Genomic DNA, 16,274 nt, shown 5'->3' on the forward strand with positions numbered 1-16,274 from the left:
GTCGACGCCGGGCGCCGGCTGGACATCGATGCGGCGCGCGTCGCTGATCAAGAATGCGCCGACGGCCTCCCAGGCCAGATACTGCCGGCCGGGCTCGAAGCGGAAGACGGTCGCGGCCTCCGCCGAGGGCTTGGGCATGTCGATCGGGCCGATGGCGATCTCGATGTCGGCCGCCGCCGGTTCCGCTGGCTCCAGTTCGGGCAGTGACACGTCGGATGCGATGATCAGGCCGTAGGCGCGGTAGTAACGTCGTTCTCCCGCGATCCCGCCGCGCTGGGCAAGATGGTCGAGATCGCCGCCGAACGGCTCATGGCGAGACATCATGCGGGGCTCCCGCCATGCTGGACCTGCCGCAGCCACAGCGACAGTGACGCCGAGCGCCAGACATACTGGACATCGAGCGGTGCCGCCTGGTCCGGCTGGCGCAGCAGCCGCGCATAGGCGGCGTTTACTTCCGGCAGGTTGACATAGGGCGCGATGCGACCCGCATCGCCTACCAGCAACTGCTCCAGCAGGTCGCGATGATTGCGCACCATGCCGTTGACGAGATTGGCGGTGAAATCGATCTTGTCGCGCCGCCACTGGACCGCCGCCGGCAGGATGCCCTCCATGGCCTGGCGCAACACGTAGCGGCCAAAGCCGTGACTGAGCTTCTGCTCGCCCGGCAGCCCCAGGCAGAATTCGACCAGCGGCTTGTCCCAGAACGGATAACGCGGCTCGACGCCGAAATTGGCGGCGGCCTTGTCCAGAACCTCGAAAGAATGCGGGACATATCCGTTGGACAGCATCCAGCGGTGGCTGAGCGCGTCGCTGGCCTGGATGCTGGGCGGCATATAGCCGGCTCGGTGGAACCGGTCGATGAGCTCCGTTCGCCGGGCAAGGTCCGGATTGATCAGGTCGCGCCAGCTTCGGCCACGCTGCGATTTGGCAGGCCTGCGTATCCTGTTCAGGGCTCGGTTCCCCAGCTGCCTCAGCCTGGCGATGCGCCAGGCCGGTCCGTAAATGGTGAGAAACTGGAAATAGAGGCCGAGCGTGCTGCCGCCATAGGTGTTGGAGGCGCTGCGGACCTCGCGCCAGAGGTCCAGCCATCTGCCGCCATTGGCAAGCTCGTGCAGATGGCCATGTCCCTGCGAAACGACTTCATCGCCGCCATGGCCGTCGAGCAGCACCTTGATGCCCTTGGCGCCCGCCGTCCGGTAGATGCCGCGGGTCAGCGTCAGGCCCGGCGCCAGGAAGGTGCCTTCCTGCTCCTCCAGTACCCGTTCGAACTCAGCGAAAGGCGCATAATTGCCGACAGGGATCAGCGTCGGATCGGCCTTCTGCTGATCCAGCACCGCATCGATGAAGGAGCGCTCGTCCATCGACGAACCCCTGTCGAAAACCAGTGAGAAGGTCGGCAGCTTCGGCTTGCGCCCGGCCGCATTTTGCAGCCCGGCCACGCAGGCGATCGAGGAGGAATCGAGGCCGCCGCTCAGCATCGCACCGACCGACGGACTTCCCCGCATGCGATTTCGGACCGCTTGCGAGAACAGATGAGCGAATTCTTCCGCGACATCAGACCGCGGCACTCGCTGCGATGGTTCGATCTGCCAATACCGGCGCAGCACCAGACGTTGCGCGCTGACGGTGAGGCTGTGACGCGCCGGCAGGGCGAAGATGTAGCTGTAGGGCGTGGATTGCGGGTCATCGGCAAGCCCGGCCAGGAATCCAGAAATCCGGTGCTCGCTGAGGCGCGCATCGACCCCGTCGAGGTCGAGCATTGGCCCGATCTCGGAGGCAAAGGCAAAGCGCCGCTCCGCGGCGTGGTAGTAGAATGGCTTGACCCCGAAATGGTCCCTCGCGCAGAACAAAAGTTGCCGCTCGGCATCCCAGACGGCAAAGGCGAAATCGCCTTGCAGATGCACGGGGCAGGCTTCACCCCAGCGCAGATAGGCCCGCATCAGCAATACCGCGTCGGCGACTGAGCTGTCCCTGATACCGAGCCTGGCGAGCAACTCGTCGCGGTTGTCGAGCCGGCAGTCGGCGGTGATGGCCAGCTTGCCGCCGGCCATGGTCAGTGGGCCGGGGCCCGCTTCGTCGGTCGTGTTCAGCCAGGCGTGGCCAAGCGCGATGCCGCTGTCCAGCCACCATGAGCTTCCGTCTGGGCCACGATGGCGCATGCGCGCCAGCATCTGCTGGATGCCGCTCGCCGCTTCAGCCGGCGCGGGGCCCTGTCGCAGCAGGATTCCGGCCACGCCGCTCATCGGCTGCCGTGGTCGACCAGATGGGCGAAACCATCGACGGATCCGCCAAGCACGATGTGGTTGTCGCTGACCAGCCAGGCATGCGCCTTCAATTGCTCGCCCGTGCCGCGCTCGATGCCGATGCGGACATTCGAGGCATTGCCTTGGCGCGCCAGGAGGTATTGGCCCGAAAGCGCCTGGGTCAGGCATGTGGCGCCCGGCACGAACCGTGCGGCCGCTGCAACCCCCCAGGCGACAAGCCGCAACTCGCCCATGCTGGCACATTGGCGCGCGTTGAGCCGTGTCACCACCCCGCGGACGCGGTTGTAGGAGAACAATGTCAGCCCCAGCCGGACGGCTGCGACCACCAGCAGGCAGCGGCACAGGAAAAACGCTTCCGAGCCGCTCAAGGACAAAACCCTGGCCAGGCTCCCCCCGCTAGGCCGCTGCTTCATCGGCCGGGGATGTCCCTGTGTCACAGGTCTCTGCTGCGGAACCACGGCCTTTTGTGACATCTGCCTAGACGAGGGCCTCATGCTCAAGCCTCGCAAGCCCGTTTTCCATCAAGCCTTTCAGCAATGCGTCGACGTCGGCCTTGCAGCGTTCGGCGTCGACATTGTAGCGAGCGAGAACCGCGCTGCGGATATCGGCGATCGATTTGGATTCCTGGATCAGTTCCCAGATGAAGGCCCCGACACCGTTGAGGCTGTAATAAATATTGGATTTCAGGTTGAGAAGCGCGAGGCCATTGCCGAATTCGCAAGCAACGGCGTCCTTGGTGGCCCTTACGCAATCGTGCTCGGAGGGGTTCCAGTTCATCCTAAAACCTCGTTTGCAACACACGGCCTACACGTCGTCGGTTCAAGGCGGAAAGTCGGGGATTTTCATCCCCGGCTCCATTTTGGTCTTGGATCCTGGAGGCCCAACGTCACTCCTCCAGCATCAGGCTGGTCTCAGGAGAAAGTCAGGTCGCCGATCGGGGTGTGCGCGGGAAACGAGGCGTCGAGTGCCGTGCTGCCACCGCCGCCCTGCGTGATGGTTTCAATTGAACCATGTACCGTCAGGTTTGGCGTTTCATACTCATGCTTTTCAACATTCTGTTCCATTTTACTCTCCATTAGGACTTGAAACGGCCTGTCGATTGCCGTCAGCACTTTAATGCTGCATTGCAATAGCTGCACGGCAACATTTATGAGTCAAGCCTCATTTACCTTGCGTTAATCAATTATGGGTTGCGAACGTCACCCGGTATAAGAGACTCGCCTCTTTTGAGATAAACCGCATGCAATCGGCGCTTGCTGCTAGAAGCCCTGTAAACCTTTGATTCTACTGTTTTAACGGAAAACAACGCAGGCGATTGATTTTAGATGACACTAGACTATATCCCTCTTTGAACTGACCACCGACGATAGCCCGGCGGTTGCAAAATTTTGCACTGCGAAAGGAAAGGCTTTACGGCGCCGCGGTTTTTAAGGATGCTTTGCTTCGCAGTTGCAGCATAGCGCGACGCGCAAACCGTTTTTTGGAGACTGTGCGCTCAATGGCCTTGCCGGAAAGCTCTTATGAAAGATTGCGCGCCACGGACTGCGCCAATGAGATCGCCTATGTGCAGGCCTGCTTACGATTGTATTTCGCAGGAACGGCCGCTTCGGCGGGCGAGGTGTCGCCGCCGGGCCTTTCCGTCGCTGTCGTCACCGATATCGCCAGGCTCAACAAGGTCGGTACCTTCGTTCTGAAGGCGCTGTCGCGTGCGCCGGCGAATGAGAGGCCGGCCGAGCTCTTCCAGTGGCTTGAAACCTATCGTAGAAGGACGGTTTCGATGAACGCCGCCTGCCTGATGGATTCGATGGCCATCAACGAGGCGCTGCTCGACAGGCGGATTGATTTCGTCTTCCTGAAAGGGCCGTTCCAGCAGCATCTGCTTTACGACGATCACTTCATGAAGCCCGCGGGCGATGTCGACATCCTGGTCTCGCCGGCCGGGTTCTCGAAGGCACGCGAAGTGTTGCGCTCGATCGGCTACGAGGTGTCAGGCAAGTCACGTTCGGTCTGGTGGGTCCGCTTCCTCGGCGAACAGCACATGGTTCGCGGCAATGGGCCGAAATCATCCACGGTCGATCTTCATTACCGGCTTCAGCAGCCCGGCTCGCCCAGCCCCCGCGATGCCGACGGGTTCCTGCGGCGAAAACGGCTGGTCGAGATCACCGGCGCCGAAGTCCCCTTCACGTCAGCCGCCGACACTTTGATGCTGTCCTGCATAAGCGTCGCCAAGGCCCTGTTCAACCGCGAGCCCTGCGCCGGCTATGTCTGCGATATCAGGGCCAGCGCCAGCCGACTCGACGAGGCTGATCAGCAGCGTGTGCTCGATGCCGCGGTGACCCAGGGACTGGAAGACACCTTGCTGCTCGGCCTGCGCGCCGCCGATGTGCTGCTGGGCGGCACCGGCACGCTTCTGTCGGAGCGGGCCAAGCCGATCCTGTCGCGCATCGGCAATGAGGATCTGCTCAACATGGTCATTGCGCCATGGCTGTTGTCGCTGCGCTGGCCGCAGCGGCGGACGGTGTTGTGGGAATTGTGCGGGCGGGCTCCCGTCCGCTATCTGGCCGAGGTTGGCTGGGCCGCGTCGGCGGACATCAGCCGCCGCATCTTCGAACGGCCGGCCAGTCCATGATGGCAGTGGGTATCGAACGGGTACAGGGCGAGGGCAGAACGGAACCTGTGCAAGAGGCAATTCCATGTCGATGACGAAATCCCAGGTCTGCGTGATCATCGCGGCCAAGAACGCGGCGCGCACCATCGCGGTCGCCATCGGATCCGCGCTGCGCGAACCGGAAGTGGCGGAGGTCGTCGTCGTCGACGACGGCTCTACCGACACTACGGCCGAGGTCGCCCGCTCCGCCGATGATGGCAGCGGTCGGCTTGCCGTCATGCGCCTCGACGTCAACCGCGGCCCGTCCTTTGCCCGCAATGCCGCGATCGCCCGCTCACGAGCGCCGTTCGTCAGCATTCTGGACGCCGACGATTTCTTCCTCGAGGGCCGGTTTCGCAACCTGTTTGCCGGCGCCGACTGGGATTTCGCCGCCGACAACATCATGCTTATCAGAGATGACGCGACCGGTGACGCGACCAAAATCGTCGCCCCGGATTTTGCCGCCGATCCGGAATTCCTGGATTTCGAAAGCTTCGTGGAAGGCAACATCTCCAGACGCCGCGTGCAAAGAGGCGAGCTCGGCTTCTTGAAGCCCGTGATCAGCCGTGCCTTCCTCGACCGCCACGGATTGCGCTACGACGAAAGCCTGCGACTGGGCGAGGACTATGTGCTTTACGCGCGGGCGGTCGCCCACGGGGCACGGTTCAAGGTCATCCGCTCCTGCGGTTACGGCGCCATCGTGCGCGCCGATTCGCTCAGTGGCCGCCACAAGACGCAGGACCTGAAGCGGCTGGCCGATGCCGATCTGGCGCTGCTGGCCATCGACAGCCTGCCGGAAGGGTCCAAGGCGGTACTGCGGCGGCACGAGCGGCATGTGCGCGACAAATACCGGCTGCGCAATTTCCTCGACGTGAAGGCCGAGCGAGGCCTGGCTTCGGCCGCGGCCTACGCCTTCGCAAGCCAGTCCAACCTCATTCCCATCGTTCAGGGGGTGGCATCCGACAAGCTCGAGGCGCTGTTTCGCAGTGTTGGCCTCGTGTCCAGGAACAAGCGCGTGCCGACGCTGCGGTTCCTGATGGACGGAACCAGCACGGGCAAGGGACGGTAAGGCGCGGGACCGTCCGGTGCTGCCTGCCGCCCGGAAGCGCGCTACGCAAACCATTTCGATCGGATTTATGAGTTTACGAATTGGGTGGTTGCCTCGCGGCTCCGGGGATGGCAGTCTATGTTGCGGTGCAGCAAATTGAACGGCCAGTCGAATTGGCCCCGGTCGGACTGGTCCGAAGTCTCTCTTCTTCGGCGAAGTGGACGCGGTACGAGTTTTTCAGCCCCGGTTGCGGGGATCGGCCAGTGGCCCGGCCGGAAGCCGGCCTAGAAAGCCGGCGATGACGGGAATTTAAGCTCATGGCCTCGATATTCGGCTTCAGATCAAGGGATCCTATCCGCGACAGGCAGACAGACGTTGCGCGTCTCGACCGGCTGGCGAAGCTGTTCGAGCAGGTCGCGGCTGAAATCAATGCCGAGAAAACCAGCCTGGAGAGCCGCTACCGCAAGGAGTCGACCAACGCGGCCTTCCCAGTCGAAGCCGTGGAAAACGGTTCCGCCTCCGACCGCCGTTCGTCCGAGGTCAGCGCGTTGACGCAGTCGATCTTGAACGGCGAGCGCCGCATCGCGGCACTGTCGCGCCAGGGCGGCATGATGCGCGAGCTCCGTCATTCGCTGGATGCGGTCTTCGACGAGAATGCGGCCACCGATTCGCCGGCCACGGTCGCATCGGCCTGGCGGGCAGGAGCCGGCCGGGGGTGAAAGCGGCGGCGCGGGACCGTTACGACGGAGGTGATGCAAGACTGGAGGAAGTCGGGAGGGTGATTGAAGAGGTCAAGGTTGGCCCGTTTGGAAGCGGTTCTAGCGTCGACGTTGGGTTGGGGACGCACAGCGCAAAGGTGAGTTTGTCATGAATTCGGATCCCAAAATCATGTCCACGACAGCAATCGACACCGCCCTGCATTTCGGCTGGCGGTCCGGCCTGGCAGTCGCTTTGCTGCTCGCCGCTCTTGGCAGCCTGCCGGCAACCCCGTCTCATGCGCAGGATGTCCAGTCCGCGCCCTCTTTCGTCGACGACTTCAAGAGTTTCGACCGCGAGCGCTGGTACGTTTCAGATGGCTGGACAAACGGCAGCCATCAGAATTGCACCTGGTCGAAAGGCCTGGTCCAGCTTTCCGACGGCGTTCTTTCGCTCGGTTTCGCGAAGCAGAAGACCAAGGATCGTGAGTTCGCCTGCGGTGAGATACAGACCAAGCAGCGCTTCGGCTATGGTACCTATGAGGCGCGAATGAAAACCGATACAGGCGCCGGCCTCAATGCGGCCTTCTTTTCCTATATCGGCCCGTCCGACAAGCAGCCCTGGGACGAGATCGATTTCGAGGTCCTCACCAAGGACACGTCCAAGGTGCAGGTCAACGCCTATATCGCCGGCAAGGGCAAGAACGAGAAGCTGGTCGACGTACCCGGTGGCACCGACAGTGCCTTCAACGACTACGCCTTCGTCTGGGAGAAGGATAGTCTGCGCTGGTACCTCAACGGCCAGCTTGTGAACACCATCACCGATCCTGCGAAGCTGCCCAGCCATGCGCAGAGGATTTTCTTCAGCTTTTGGGGCAGCGATACGATGAAGGGCTGGATGGGAGCGTTCGCCGATCCGGGCCGCAAGCTTTCGCTGCAGGTCGAACGTGTCGCCTTCACCGCGCTCGGCCAGCCCTGCCAATTTCCGGAATCGCTGGTGTGCAGTATAAAGGAGTTGGGAAAGACGAATTGAACCGGCAGGGCCGAGAAGTGGCCCGCTGCCTGATGGGAATCAAACCGCATGAACTTGACGGTGTTTGGAATTGGCTATGTCGGCCTCGTGCAGGCGGCGGTGCTTGCCGAGGTTGGACACCAGGTCGTTTGCGTCGACATCGACGCAAGCAAGGTGGAGCGGCTCAACCAGGGCCTCGTCCCGATCTTCGAGCCAGGCCTTGAAAGCATCGTCAGGGAGAATCACGCCGCCGGCCGCATCAAGTTCACCACCGATGCGGCGGCCGCCGTCAGGCATGGCGAAATCCAGATGATAGCGGTCGGCACGCCGCCCGGCGAGGACGGTTCGGCCGACCTCAAATACGTGCTGACGGTCGCCGAGACCATCGGCCGCGAGATGGATACCGCCAAGATCGTCGTCGGCAAGTCGACCGTGCCGGTCGGCACCTGCGAAAAGGTGAAGGCCAGGATCGCCGAGACGCTGAAGAAAAGGGGGCGCGAGGATTTGCGCTTCGACGTCGCCTCCAATCCCGAATTCCTCAAGGAAGGCTCGGCCGTCGCCGACTGCATGAAGCCCGACCGCATCATCGTCGGCACCAGCAGCGAGGACACCGAAGCGGTGATGCGCGAGCTCTACGCGCCCTTCAATCGCAACCATGAGAAGATGATCGTGATGGACGTGCGGAGCGCCGAATTCACGAAATACGCCGCCAACTGCATGCTGGCGACCAAGATCAGCTTCATGAACGAGATGGCGAACCTCGCCGAGCAGCTCGGCGCCGACATCGAGGAGGTGCGCAAGGGTATCGGCAGCGATCCGCGCATCGGCTACCACTTCATCTATCCGGGCCTCGGCTATGGCGGCTCGTGTTTTCCCAAGGACGTCCGCGCTCTGATCAAGACCGCCGAGGGCGTCAAATTCGACGCCAAGCTGCTGCGCGCCGTCGAGGAGCGCAACAACGACCAGAAATCCGTGCTGTTCGACAAGGTGCACCGCTATTTCAAGGGTGATCTCACGGGCAAGACCTTCGCGCTGTGGGGCTTGGCCTTCAAGCCCAACACCGACGACATGCGTGAGGCGCCGGCGCGTGTGCTGATGGAAGCGCTCTGGAACGCCGGCGCGACCGTGCAGGCCTATGACCCCGAGGCCATGCAGGAATGCCAGGCCATCTATGGGCTGCGTGACGACCTGATGCTGTGCGGCACCAAGGAAGCGGCATTGCGCGGCGCCGATGCGCTGCTGATCGCCACCGAATGGAAGAATTTTCGCGCACCGTCCTTCGATGCGCTGAAGGCTGCACTGACCACGCCGGTCATCTTCGATGGCCGCAACCTCTACGATCCCAAGGTCGTGGCGCGCCACGGCATCGAATATCACTCGATTGGCAGGCTGGTGGCGTGAGCAGCTGAATGCAATCACGACAGCTGTTAACCCGGCGTCGTGCGCTCCGCGCTCCGGGCAGTTTGCGCGACATGCATCAGGTCGACGGAAAATAGGCCAGCTTGAATTGGATAGCCGGCTTTGAATTCATGTAACCCCGTGCAACGTCACCAACGCGCCATCACTCCAGCTGAGCAGCGCGTCATCGTGGTGTGTGAATTGAGGCGATCATGCGATCGCTCGACGCTCACGGGCTGGCTGGCCACTATGCCACTCAATGCGACGCGCTTTAGGCGGTTCGGGGCTTGGCCGAAAACATCTTGTTGAGATTTTGCACAGGGCTATCGACCATTCTTCGGAAAATGTCGGCCACCAAAAGCGACACTGCAAGAACCATGGGCAGGACGATCCACACAGGAGCACCAATCAACGTCCCTATTTTCGCGACAGCGATGAGCACAGTGAAATGAGTGAGGTACAATGGGTAAGATATATCCCCCAGCCATATCAGCGGCGGCTTATCGAGGAAACGGCTGCTCCCGGGCGAAGCGAACGCCATAAGAATTATGAGGCCAGCACCAACTCCGGAGGAGATGTGGCTGAAAAGTAACCCGTCATAGATGATCCAACGAGCCTCCAAAAGAAGAATTCCCATGGCCCACATCAACGCAACGACAACGGTTGGATATTTGGCGACAGCTGTTTTCAGTGTGTCTCGATAGACGGCCAGGAAAGCTCCGCCGACAAAGATCGGGATATAAATGGAGGTCTGCAGAAGAGACTGCGTTACGCTGCTGGCGGTAAGGCTAAATGCTTCGGGCCAGATCGCCCCGGGCACCAAGAGGACCAACGACAAAGTTACCATGGCCTTTGGAAATTTCAGAACGCCCCAGACTATGAATGGCATCGCGATGGATATTCTTATCTCGTGTACGAGAGACCACATTATGGGCGATAGCGTCATATGTTGGGTCAGTCCTGTCATTAACAAATGACCCACGACGGACTTGATTGAAATCGCACCAGGTGGCATGTGCTGGAGCCATTCGCTGTATCCATCTCCGATGGGTTGAACGAAAAGAGCCTTTGATGCAATTATTGCCAGCAACAATGCGACGGCAAAGGGCATCCAAATTCGCACTATTCTCTTTGCGGCATAATTGGCAAAAGAATCCCGTGCCTTGAGAATAGCCAACGTCAAGACAAAGCCGCTTAATATGAAAAACACCAGTACTGCTTCGTGCCCACTCCAGAAGATGTGGAGCGGAGAATAGGTAATTACGTTTTCCCAGCGCCAGGTGAAATGGCGTGTCGCGTTTGGGTCTGCCCACACAAGCAAATCGATGCCCGGAATGGCTAACACCAAGTGGCTCGTTAGTACGACGATAGCTGCAATTCCACGAATTGCATGCAGGGAATTGAAACGGTCTTGAGTCAATATTCGCGCCCTGAATTAATCGACGTGGCGGCGGTTATCTAACTGCGAAGAAGTCCCGCTTGACATAGGCACGAAATGCCCGGCGCTGGGATATTCGAGTGCGAGCGCCCCGAAGGGTTGAAATCCTCGCACGCAGGCCGGGTGTCGGCTGCGGCGCGTAAGGTTCGACTTTGAAGACCGACGCAAGCTCCGGAAAGCGCTCCATGAGATCGGTATAAGGCTTGTGGAAACGCCATCCCCATGGCGGGACGGCAGCCTTCCAAGGTTTGGCGGGGCCGGTGAAATGGATGATCTTTGGCGCGAGAATTCCGTGGCACTTGAGCTTGGCGTAGACATTGTGGAAATTATAGGCTGGCGAGAGCGGTTCGACATTTTGCTCAAAGACGGCATTGAGCGCACTCTGGTCGTGCCGAATGAATGTGTCGCCGTTGCTGAAGAATGCGTTTAGCGCTTTGGGACCATAAATGGCCCAAGTGTCCCGGTTGCAGGCCAGCACTCCGGAGTTGAAGTAGCTCTGACGCGTGGCTCCCGCCAACACATCGAAATAGCCTTCAGGATTAAGCCCCAATCTATCGTCGGGATCGAGCCAGGCGCTACCCCTGCCGGCCGCGATCCAACCGTCCCGGACCCGATGCCGAACGAGCGGCGCAATGTCTCCAACGATTTGGATATCGCCATCAAGATAAACGATGTTGCGATACTGCGAAGGCAAATAGTCGGCTATCACGAGCCGCGCCAAAGCGGTGACTGGCACGTGGTTCTTGGCAAACGCCACGCCATCCGGTGGCACATAGGACGTGTCGGGCAGCGCGATGAAGGATATCGCCCGACCTGCACGGTTCTGAAGTGTGTCGATCAGTGCTGGATCGACACCGACCGTGTAGATCATGATGTCGGCCAACGCGTCGATGCCTTGCGCCGTCAACTGAAGTGCCGCCAGGAGTGATGGACCGAGATATCCGTTGTCGGTCACGAAGACGACCGCGGTGTCGTGCTTTTTCCCTGTCATGCCCACCGTCCAAGCAGGCTTGCGCCCCTGCCCATCAAAAGCCGCTTGCCCAGGGCAATCAGTTCAGTTTCGGGTCCTACAGGTCGTCGCATCAAATTCCACTGCAGCAATTGCGCTCCGGCAAAAGCGATCGCTCCAATGGCGATCTGTGACGCGAGGTTCAAAATCATCTCGGACGTTTCGACGCCGGATGGAAGCGCCGACCGAGAGACGAGCACGGCCGCGATCATGACTCCGGCACTTGCCAGGCTTCGCAGATTGGGGCGCACCTGTGCCAGGTAGCCAATGCCGGTGAGTTGCCGCACGACCTGAAGATTGAAAAAGATGCCGATGACCCCCGCCACCGCTCGCGCGATTGCCACGCCGGCAAGTCCACCAAGCCAAAGTCCCACGACGACCGAGGGGACGCGCAGGACGAATGCCTGAACGTCACGCTTGAACAGCAATCGCGTGTCGCCCGTTGCCATCGCCAGCGGTTGCGCCAGGCTTCCCAGGGTTTGAATGGCAAACACGGCAGACAACGCCTGGATCACGATTACGGCGGGAAGCCACTTGTCCGTCATCGTCAGCCGGACCAATGGTTCGGCGATCAGCGCCATTCCGACACCGACGGGCAATGCGATCATCGTGACGAGCGCTTGCGACGACTGGTAGACCTTCTCCAGGCCGCCGTCGTCACGGTTCTTCACATGGGCGAATGCAGGAAACAGCACCGAGGTCAAAGGAGCGATCGCCTCGCGCGTCGGCATGGCGGCGAGATTGTCGCCCACCGAATAATATCCAAGCGGGGTCTTGCCGAGGAAGGCCCCGATCAGCAGGTGGTCGAACCGCCAGTTCAGTGTGTTGATAGCCTGTGCAAGAGTCAACCAGATGGAATAGCCGAACATCTCGCGCCAGTGCCGCAAGCCGGGCTTTGGCTTGAAGGGCGCGACTACATAGGAAATGACGAGGCCAGTGAAATCCGATGCCAACGTTCCCGCAACAAGCGCCCAGTAACTTTTGAAGATGAACGCGAACACGGCCGACACGATGAGCCCGACAAGCTTCTGGGAAACTTCGACCAGGAATTGCTGCCAGAACACCAGGTCGCGTGTGAGGAGGATTCGACGCGGACTGCCAAGCCCTCCAATCAGTGTCGAAATTGCCAACGCCGCCAGCACCGGCGGCAAGCGCGGTTCCGCGAACGCCGATTCGGCCGGCATCGCGACGACCATAAGCATCGCGGCGACCGCCGCGGCACGCACCGCGCTTAGCGTCCAGGCGGTATCAAGATGTTCCTTGGTGGGATTTGGATGATGGATGAGCACAGCGCCGATCGAAATTTCGGTGACTGAGTTCAAGATCGCGAGCACTGTCCAGCCGAGGGCGACAATTCCGAAATCGCCGGGAGTGAGCAGCCGCGCTAGGACAAGCGTGCTTACCAAGCCCAGGAGATTGGTGATGAGCCGAGCCGCGGTGATCCATGCCGCGCCCTTGGCCAGTCTTCCCTTGATTCCATCCACGCGCCGGCGCCTCCAGTACACTCAGAACCGACACATCCCCGCCCGCGATCGATATTCGATCAATGTCCGATGCGACCGTTTTTATTCCCCGTCGGGTCAGGGCGCAAGCATTTATGCCGCAGTGCAGCATTAAAACGGATGTGGCTATTGTGCACCGCAGTCGGTGGGGCAAGATGGAAAAGAGCGACACACAAAAGGATCGACTTCTGATGACGCACCAGAAATGGCTGGAAGACCCTCCGCAACGGAGCCGAACGACCGAAGATCTTCAAATTGCCTTGCGGCATCGTATCAGAGAAGTCTTGCTCCCGCTGATAGCCGGACGCGGCGAGCGCATCCACCTTATTGATCCACCGGAGCATCCCAACGTCGGCGACTGCGCGATCTTGTTGGGAGAATCGGATTTTTTCAAACGCGAGCTTCCCGGCAGCCAAGTGGCATTCCACGACTGGAGTACCTACAGCCCTTCATCTGACCGACACATCGAGCGCGCATCCGTTCTCTTGATGCATGGCGGGGGCAATTTCGGGGATATATATCCTCACCACCACGAGTTTCGTTTGAAAATCCTTCGGCGCTTTCCCAATCGACCGACCATCCAGCTGTCTCAAAGCATCCATTTCGACTCACCGGCGGTGTTGCAGGAGACGCGTGACGCCATCGCCGCGCATTCCGATTTCACATTGCTGGCTCGTGATACAAAAAGTGAAGCCTTTGCCCGGGCGAATTTCGATTGCCAGGTGGTGCTCTGTCCGGACATGGCATTCGCCATGGACCGGATCGTCCGCAAGCCGGCAAATGTGGACGCGTTCTGCCTGTTGCGCACTGACAAGGAAGCGGTGGCGCCGCATGAAGAAATCAAGAGGCAGCTGAACCAGATGGGGCTTTCCGCGGAGGCGAGAGACTGGTTGGATGATCCCAGAACCGCGGCTCGATTGGGGGACATATTGTTCTCCAAATTCACGCGTAAGTTTCCTGCCGCCTATCCGCTGCTGGCGCCCTTGGCGCTTATCGCACGCCGACGCTACGCGGAGACCCGGCTGAGGGTCGGTATCGATCTGTTGAGTCGCGGGCGTATTGTGGTCACCGATCGGTTGCATGCTCATATTCTGAGCACGCTTCTCGGAATCCCGAACGTCGTTTTCAGATCCTTCGATGCCAAAGCTGCTGCTTTTTACGACACCTGGACACATGCGGCGCCCATCTGCCGGCTAGCTGATGGTCCCTCCGACATGGTCCATGCTGTCCAAGCCGTGATGCCGCCGAAATGAGCCAGATCATTGGAATGCCGGATTGCAGCTCTTCGCCGCATTACGCGGCGGTGATCCGCGCATATCAATGCACGCCGCTCCTGATCGAAGTGATAGAAGCGCTGCGAAGACAAAGCGTGCCTCCGAAACGGTTGATCATCGTGGATTCGTCGCGCGATCCGGCCGTATCCAGCGCGTTTGAAGAGCTTGGTGCGGATATCGTGACATATCCTTCCGAGGAGTTCAATTTCTCGAAAGCGATCAATCTCGGTGTCGCAGTCAACGACCAGCCTCTCACGCTCATCATCAGCAGCCACATGCTCATTCGGGCGCCTGACCTGATAGCGAAAGGATGGGACGCTGGTCTTAGTGGGGGCATGGAGATTGTCTACTGGAGGCATCCACCAGCACAGGATGCCCCACACGAGTGCCATACCGTTATGACCAATCACAACTTCAACGGCAGAAATGGCCTGTCCAATACCATGGCCATGATCCCTACTCGACTGCTGCGAGAGCGTCCCTTCCGAGAGGAGGTCTTTTCGGCCGAGGACCAGGAATGGACCAAGTACTATTTGGCATCCCGCCGTCACGCGATGTTGCGCATCGACACCAGGGATGTCAGCTACAGCAATCCCAACCACAACGCCGAGACATGGAGCGAGACCAAGCTTCTGCGGGAGGAATTGGCAATTGGATACTTCGTCAATCGGCGGCTACTTTTGCCGGACAGGATCATCGCTCGGCTTCTGCGAGGTATTCTCGCCACTTTGCGCCGCCGACCAGAAAAAGCTCGAGTGCATTTCGGCTTTGCCTGGGCCATGACTAAAGCAAATTTCAAGCAACCAAGTGCAAAGTCGCGATATTTTTGAGCCGTGGAGCATCTCCCGGGGCGTGGCGGCTGACATTTTTGGCGTTCGAAGATCAGAACGGCTTTTTTTTGAGTTTAAGGAGCGGTGATGAGAAATTCTGTTGATGAGAATATCAACGTAGTATGCGTGTCCGATACAAACTATGTACCGCATCTAGTTACACTATTGAAATCAGTCCAATCAAATTCTGGTCATGATGACACCTTCACGGTGCATATTATACACGACGCTATAAGTGAAGATTTGCAAAAATTAATATCGGCCGAATTGAGAGGGATGGAGGTTCGCTGGTATTCAATTGTCGGCCACGACGCTCTGACGTTGCCTCCTCTTCTGCAAATAAGCCGCGCTACATATTTGCGTCTTATCATGGACGAGGTTCTGGATGAATCGATATCTCGTCTCATATACCTGGATATCGATATGGTTGTGACGGGCAGTCTGAAAGAGCTTTGGCAATGTGATTTGGGCGACTGTGTTTGTGCGGCTGTTCCTGATCCTGGTATAAATATCGAAGCGTTCGCGCAGAAGTATAATTTGAACCCATCCGGTCAATATTTTAACGCGGGGATGATGGTATTTGACATGCGGCGCGCTCGTATTGATGGAATTCTGAGAGGTGCATTGAATCTGTTGCTGGAGCATCCATCCAAGTTTGAATATGCCGATCAGGACGCCCTGAATGTCGTGTTGTGGGGTAAGTGGAAGCAGGTGGATGCGACTTGGAATTTCCAGAGAGAGTTTATGTACGATGATCTAGCCGCATGGCGCGTGATGTCGAGAGATAGGCATACCGTGCCGAAAATCATCCACTTTACGGAGAGCGTTAAGCCGTGGAAGGCTGGAGAGTGGCACCCGTTTGCGTGGCTTTATTGGAAGCACCTGCTCCGGTCGGGATTCGCCGGGGAGGTCATGCGAAAAGAGAACATCAGGTATCGAGACATTATCAAAATGTGGCTTAAGTACCTATTCAAGAAACCGAATTTGGCTCGGGGCTCAGCCAATCCGTAGGGCGCCATCCTGCTTCGTCTCGATCCACGCATTTTATGCTGCAGCGCAATATGCACTATGCACAAATTTATCGCCAGTCGATGGTCTTCCGCGGCCTGACTCCCCAAGGGAAACGTCCAGAGCTGGCAAGCCTTTGAAACGACGTG

General features: G+C 59.4%; 15 protein-coding genes and 1 pseudogene. 8 read left to right on the top strand and 8 right to left on the bottom strand.

Translation table 11 applies throughout. The features are described from left to right. The 5 genes and pseudogenes from O7A61_RS06390 to O7A61_RS06410 form a co-directional block, all read right to left on the bottom strand. A pseudogene (locus tag O7A61_RS06390) lies at positions 1 to 324 on the bottom strand (serine kinase); the annotation flags it as partial. Further along, entirely contained in the window at positions 321 to 2,243 is a 1,923-nt protein-coding gene (locus O7A61_RS06395) for a lasso peptide isopeptide bond-forming cyclase (RefSeq protein ID WP_337129032.1), read from the bottom strand. The gene O7A61_RS06395 and the pseudogene O7A61_RS06390, both read right to left, overlap by 4 nt. Continuing rightward, positions 2,240 to 2,632, bottom strand: a complete 393-nt coding sequence (locus tag O7A61_RS06400; RefSeq protein ID WP_337129033.1) for a lasso peptide biosynthesis B2 protein — start codon at positions 2,630 to 2,632, stop codon at positions 2,240 to 2,242. The genes O7A61_RS06395 and O7A61_RS06400 overlap by 4 nt, the downstream gene beginning before the upstream one ends. 109 nt (positions 2,633 to 2,741) lie before the next feature. After that, on the bottom strand, positions 2,742 to 3,041 hold the full coding sequence (locus O7A61_RS06405; protein ID WP_337104494.1) for a PqqD family protein: 300 nt from the start codon (positions 3,039 to 3,041) through the stop codon (positions 2,742 to 2,744). 134 nt (positions 3,042 to 3,175) lie between these two features. Further along, entirely contained in the window at positions 3,176 to 3,328 is a 153-nt protein-coding gene (locus tag O7A61_RS06410; RefSeq protein ID WP_084636520.1) for a lasso peptide, read from the bottom strand. 434 nt (positions 3,329 to 3,762) lie between these two features. On the opposite strand from O7A61_RS06410, the gene O7A61_RS06415 reads away from it, so the two are divergent. The 5 genes from O7A61_RS06415 to O7A61_RS06435 all read left to right on the top strand — a co-directional run bounded on the left by O7A61_RS06415 (position 3,763) and on the right by O7A61_RS06435 (position 9,067). After that, positions 3,763 to 4,893 (top strand): nucleotidyltransferase family protein, encoded by a 1,131-nt coding sequence (locus O7A61_RS06415; protein WP_337129034.1) that lies wholly within the window; start codon positions 3,763 to 3,765, stop codon positions 4,891 to 4,893. A 64-nt stretch (positions 4,894 to 4,957) separates the two neighbouring features. After that, on the top strand, positions 4,958 to 5,980 hold the full coding sequence (locus O7A61_RS06420) for a glycosyltransferase family 2 protein (protein ID WP_337129035.1): 1,023 nt from the start codon (positions 4,958 to 4,960) through the stop codon (positions 5,978 to 5,980). A gap of 296 nt (positions 5,981 to 6,276) precedes the next feature. Further along, positions 6,277 to 6,678 carry a hypothetical protein gene (locus tag O7A61_RS06425; protein WP_337129036.1) on the top strand — a complete coding sequence of 134 codons (402 nt, stop codon included), beginning with the start codon at positions 6,277 to 6,279 and terminating at the stop codon, positions 6,676 to 6,678. A 148-nt stretch (positions 6,679 to 6,826) separates the two neighbouring features. Then, positions 6,827 to 7,687 carry a family 16 glycosylhydrolase gene (locus tag O7A61_RS06430; protein ID WP_337129037.1) on the top strand — a complete coding sequence of 287 codons (861 nt, stop codon included), beginning with the start codon at positions 6,827 to 6,829 and terminating at the stop codon, positions 7,685 to 7,687. Positions 7,688 to 7,735: 48 nt separating this feature from the next. After that, positions 7,736 to 9,067 carry a UDP-glucose dehydrogenase family protein gene (locus O7A61_RS06435; protein ID WP_027142864.1) on the top strand — a complete coding sequence of 444 codons (1,332 nt, stop codon included), beginning with the start codon at positions 7,736 to 7,738 and terminating at the stop codon, positions 9,065 to 9,067. 268 nt (positions 9,068 to 9,335) lie between these two features. Here O7A61_RS06435 and O7A61_RS06440 read toward each other — a convergent pair whose 3' ends face one another. Genes O7A61_RS06440 through O7A61_RS06450 form a run of 3 tightly spaced genes read right to left on the bottom strand, consistent with a single transcriptional unit; the run spans position 9,336 to position 12,995 of the window. Beyond that, positions 9,336 to 10,484, bottom strand: a complete 1,149-nt coding sequence (locus O7A61_RS06440; protein ID WP_337129038.1) for an acyltransferase family protein — start codon at positions 10,482 to 10,484, stop codon at positions 9,336 to 9,338. A 34-nt stretch (positions 10,485 to 10,518) separates the two neighbouring features. Next, positions 10,519 to 11,493 carry a glycosyltransferase family 8 protein gene (locus O7A61_RS06445; RefSeq protein WP_337129039.1) on the bottom strand — a complete coding sequence of 325 codons (975 nt, stop codon included), beginning with the start codon at positions 11,491 to 11,493 and terminating at the stop codon, positions 10,519 to 10,521. Further along, complete coding sequence (locus O7A61_RS06450; RefSeq protein ID WP_337129040.1) at positions 11,490 to 12,995, bottom strand: lipopolysaccharide biosynthesis protein; 1,506 nt, start codon at positions 12,993 to 12,995, stop codon at positions 11,490 to 11,492. The genes O7A61_RS06445 and O7A61_RS06450 overlap by 4 nt, the downstream gene beginning before the upstream one ends. A gap of 62 nt (positions 12,996 to 13,057) precedes the next feature. On the opposite strand from O7A61_RS06450, the gene O7A61_RS06455 reads away from it, so the two are divergent. From O7A61_RS06455 to O7A61_RS06465, 3 genes are all read left to right on the top strand, one after another. After that, entirely contained in the window at positions 13,058 to 14,266 is a 1,209-nt protein-coding gene (locus tag O7A61_RS06455; protein ID WP_337129041.1) for a polysaccharide pyruvyl transferase family protein, read from the top strand. Further along, positions 14,263 to 15,117, top strand: a complete 855-nt coding sequence (locus O7A61_RS06460; RefSeq protein ID WP_337129042.1) for a glycosyltransferase family 2 protein — start codon at positions 14,263 to 14,265, stop codon at positions 15,115 to 15,117. The genes O7A61_RS06455 and O7A61_RS06460 overlap by 4 nt, the downstream gene beginning before the upstream one ends. A gap of 87 nt (positions 15,118 to 15,204) precedes the next feature. Continuing rightward, the gene (locus O7A61_RS06465; RefSeq protein WP_337129043.1) at positions 15,205 to 16,128 is read left to right on the top strand and encodes a glycosyltransferase family 8 protein; all 924 of its coding nucleotides are present in this window, start codon (positions 15,205 to 15,207) and stop codon (positions 16,126 to 16,128) included. Positions 16,129 to 16,274: the final 146 nt, after the last annotated feature.

Source organism: Mesorhizobium sp. Cs1321R2N1, assembly GCF_037179725.1.
GTDB lineage: Bacteria > Pseudomonadota > Alphaproteobacteria > Rhizobiales > Rhizobiaceae > Mesorhizobium > Mesorhizobium salmacidum.

Excerpts from the sequence above, each read along its gene's own strand:
- O7A61_RS06460 (WP_337129042.1), top strand. The coding sequence starts at position 14,263 with ATGAGCCAGATCATTGGAATGCCGGATTGCAGCTCTTCGCCGCATTAC.
- O7A61_RS06445 (WP_337129039.1), bottom strand. The coding sequence starts at position 11,493 with ATGACAGGGAAAAAGCACGACACCGCGGTCGTCTTCGTGACCGACAAC.
- O7A61_RS06455 (WP_337129041.1), top strand. The coding sequence starts at position 13,058 with ATGTCCGATGCGACCGTTTTTATTCCCCGTCGGGTCAGGGCGCAAGCA.
- O7A61_RS06435 (WP_027142864.1), top strand. The coding sequence starts at position 7,736 with ATGAACTTGACGGTGTTTGGAATTGGCTATGTCGGCCTCGTGCAGGCG.
- O7A61_RS06415 (WP_337129034.1), top strand. The coding sequence starts at position 3,763 with ATGGCCTTGCCGGAAAGCTCTTATGAAAGATTGCGCGCCACGGACTGC.
- O7A61_RS06425 (WP_337129036.1), top strand. The coding sequence starts at position 6,277 with ATGGCCTCGATATTCGGCTTCAGATCAAGGGATCCTATCCGCGACAGG.
- O7A61_RS06405 (WP_337104494.1), bottom strand. The coding sequence starts at position 3,041 with ATGAACTGGAACCCCTCCGAGCACGATTGCGTAAGGGCCACCAAGGAC.
- O7A61_RS06420 (WP_337129035.1), top strand. The coding sequence starts at position 4,958 with ATGTCGATGACGAAATCCCAGGTCTGCGTGATCATCGCGGCCAAGAAC.
- O7A61_RS06465 (WP_337129043.1), top strand. The coding sequence starts at position 15,205 with ATGAGAAATTCTGTTGATGAGAATATCAACGTAGTATGCGTGTCCGAT.
- O7A61_RS06395 (WP_337129032.1), bottom strand. The coding sequence starts at position 2,243 with ATGAGCGGCGTGGCCGGAATCCTGCTGCGACAGGGCCCCGCGCCGGCT.
- O7A61_RS06410 (WP_084636520.1), bottom strand. The coding sequence starts at position 3,328 with ATGGAACAGAATGTTGAAAAGCATGAGTATGAAACGCCAAACCTGACG.
- O7A61_RS06430 (WP_337129037.1), top strand. The coding sequence starts at position 6,827 with ATGAATTCGGATCCCAAAATCATGTCCACGACAGCAATCGACACCGCC.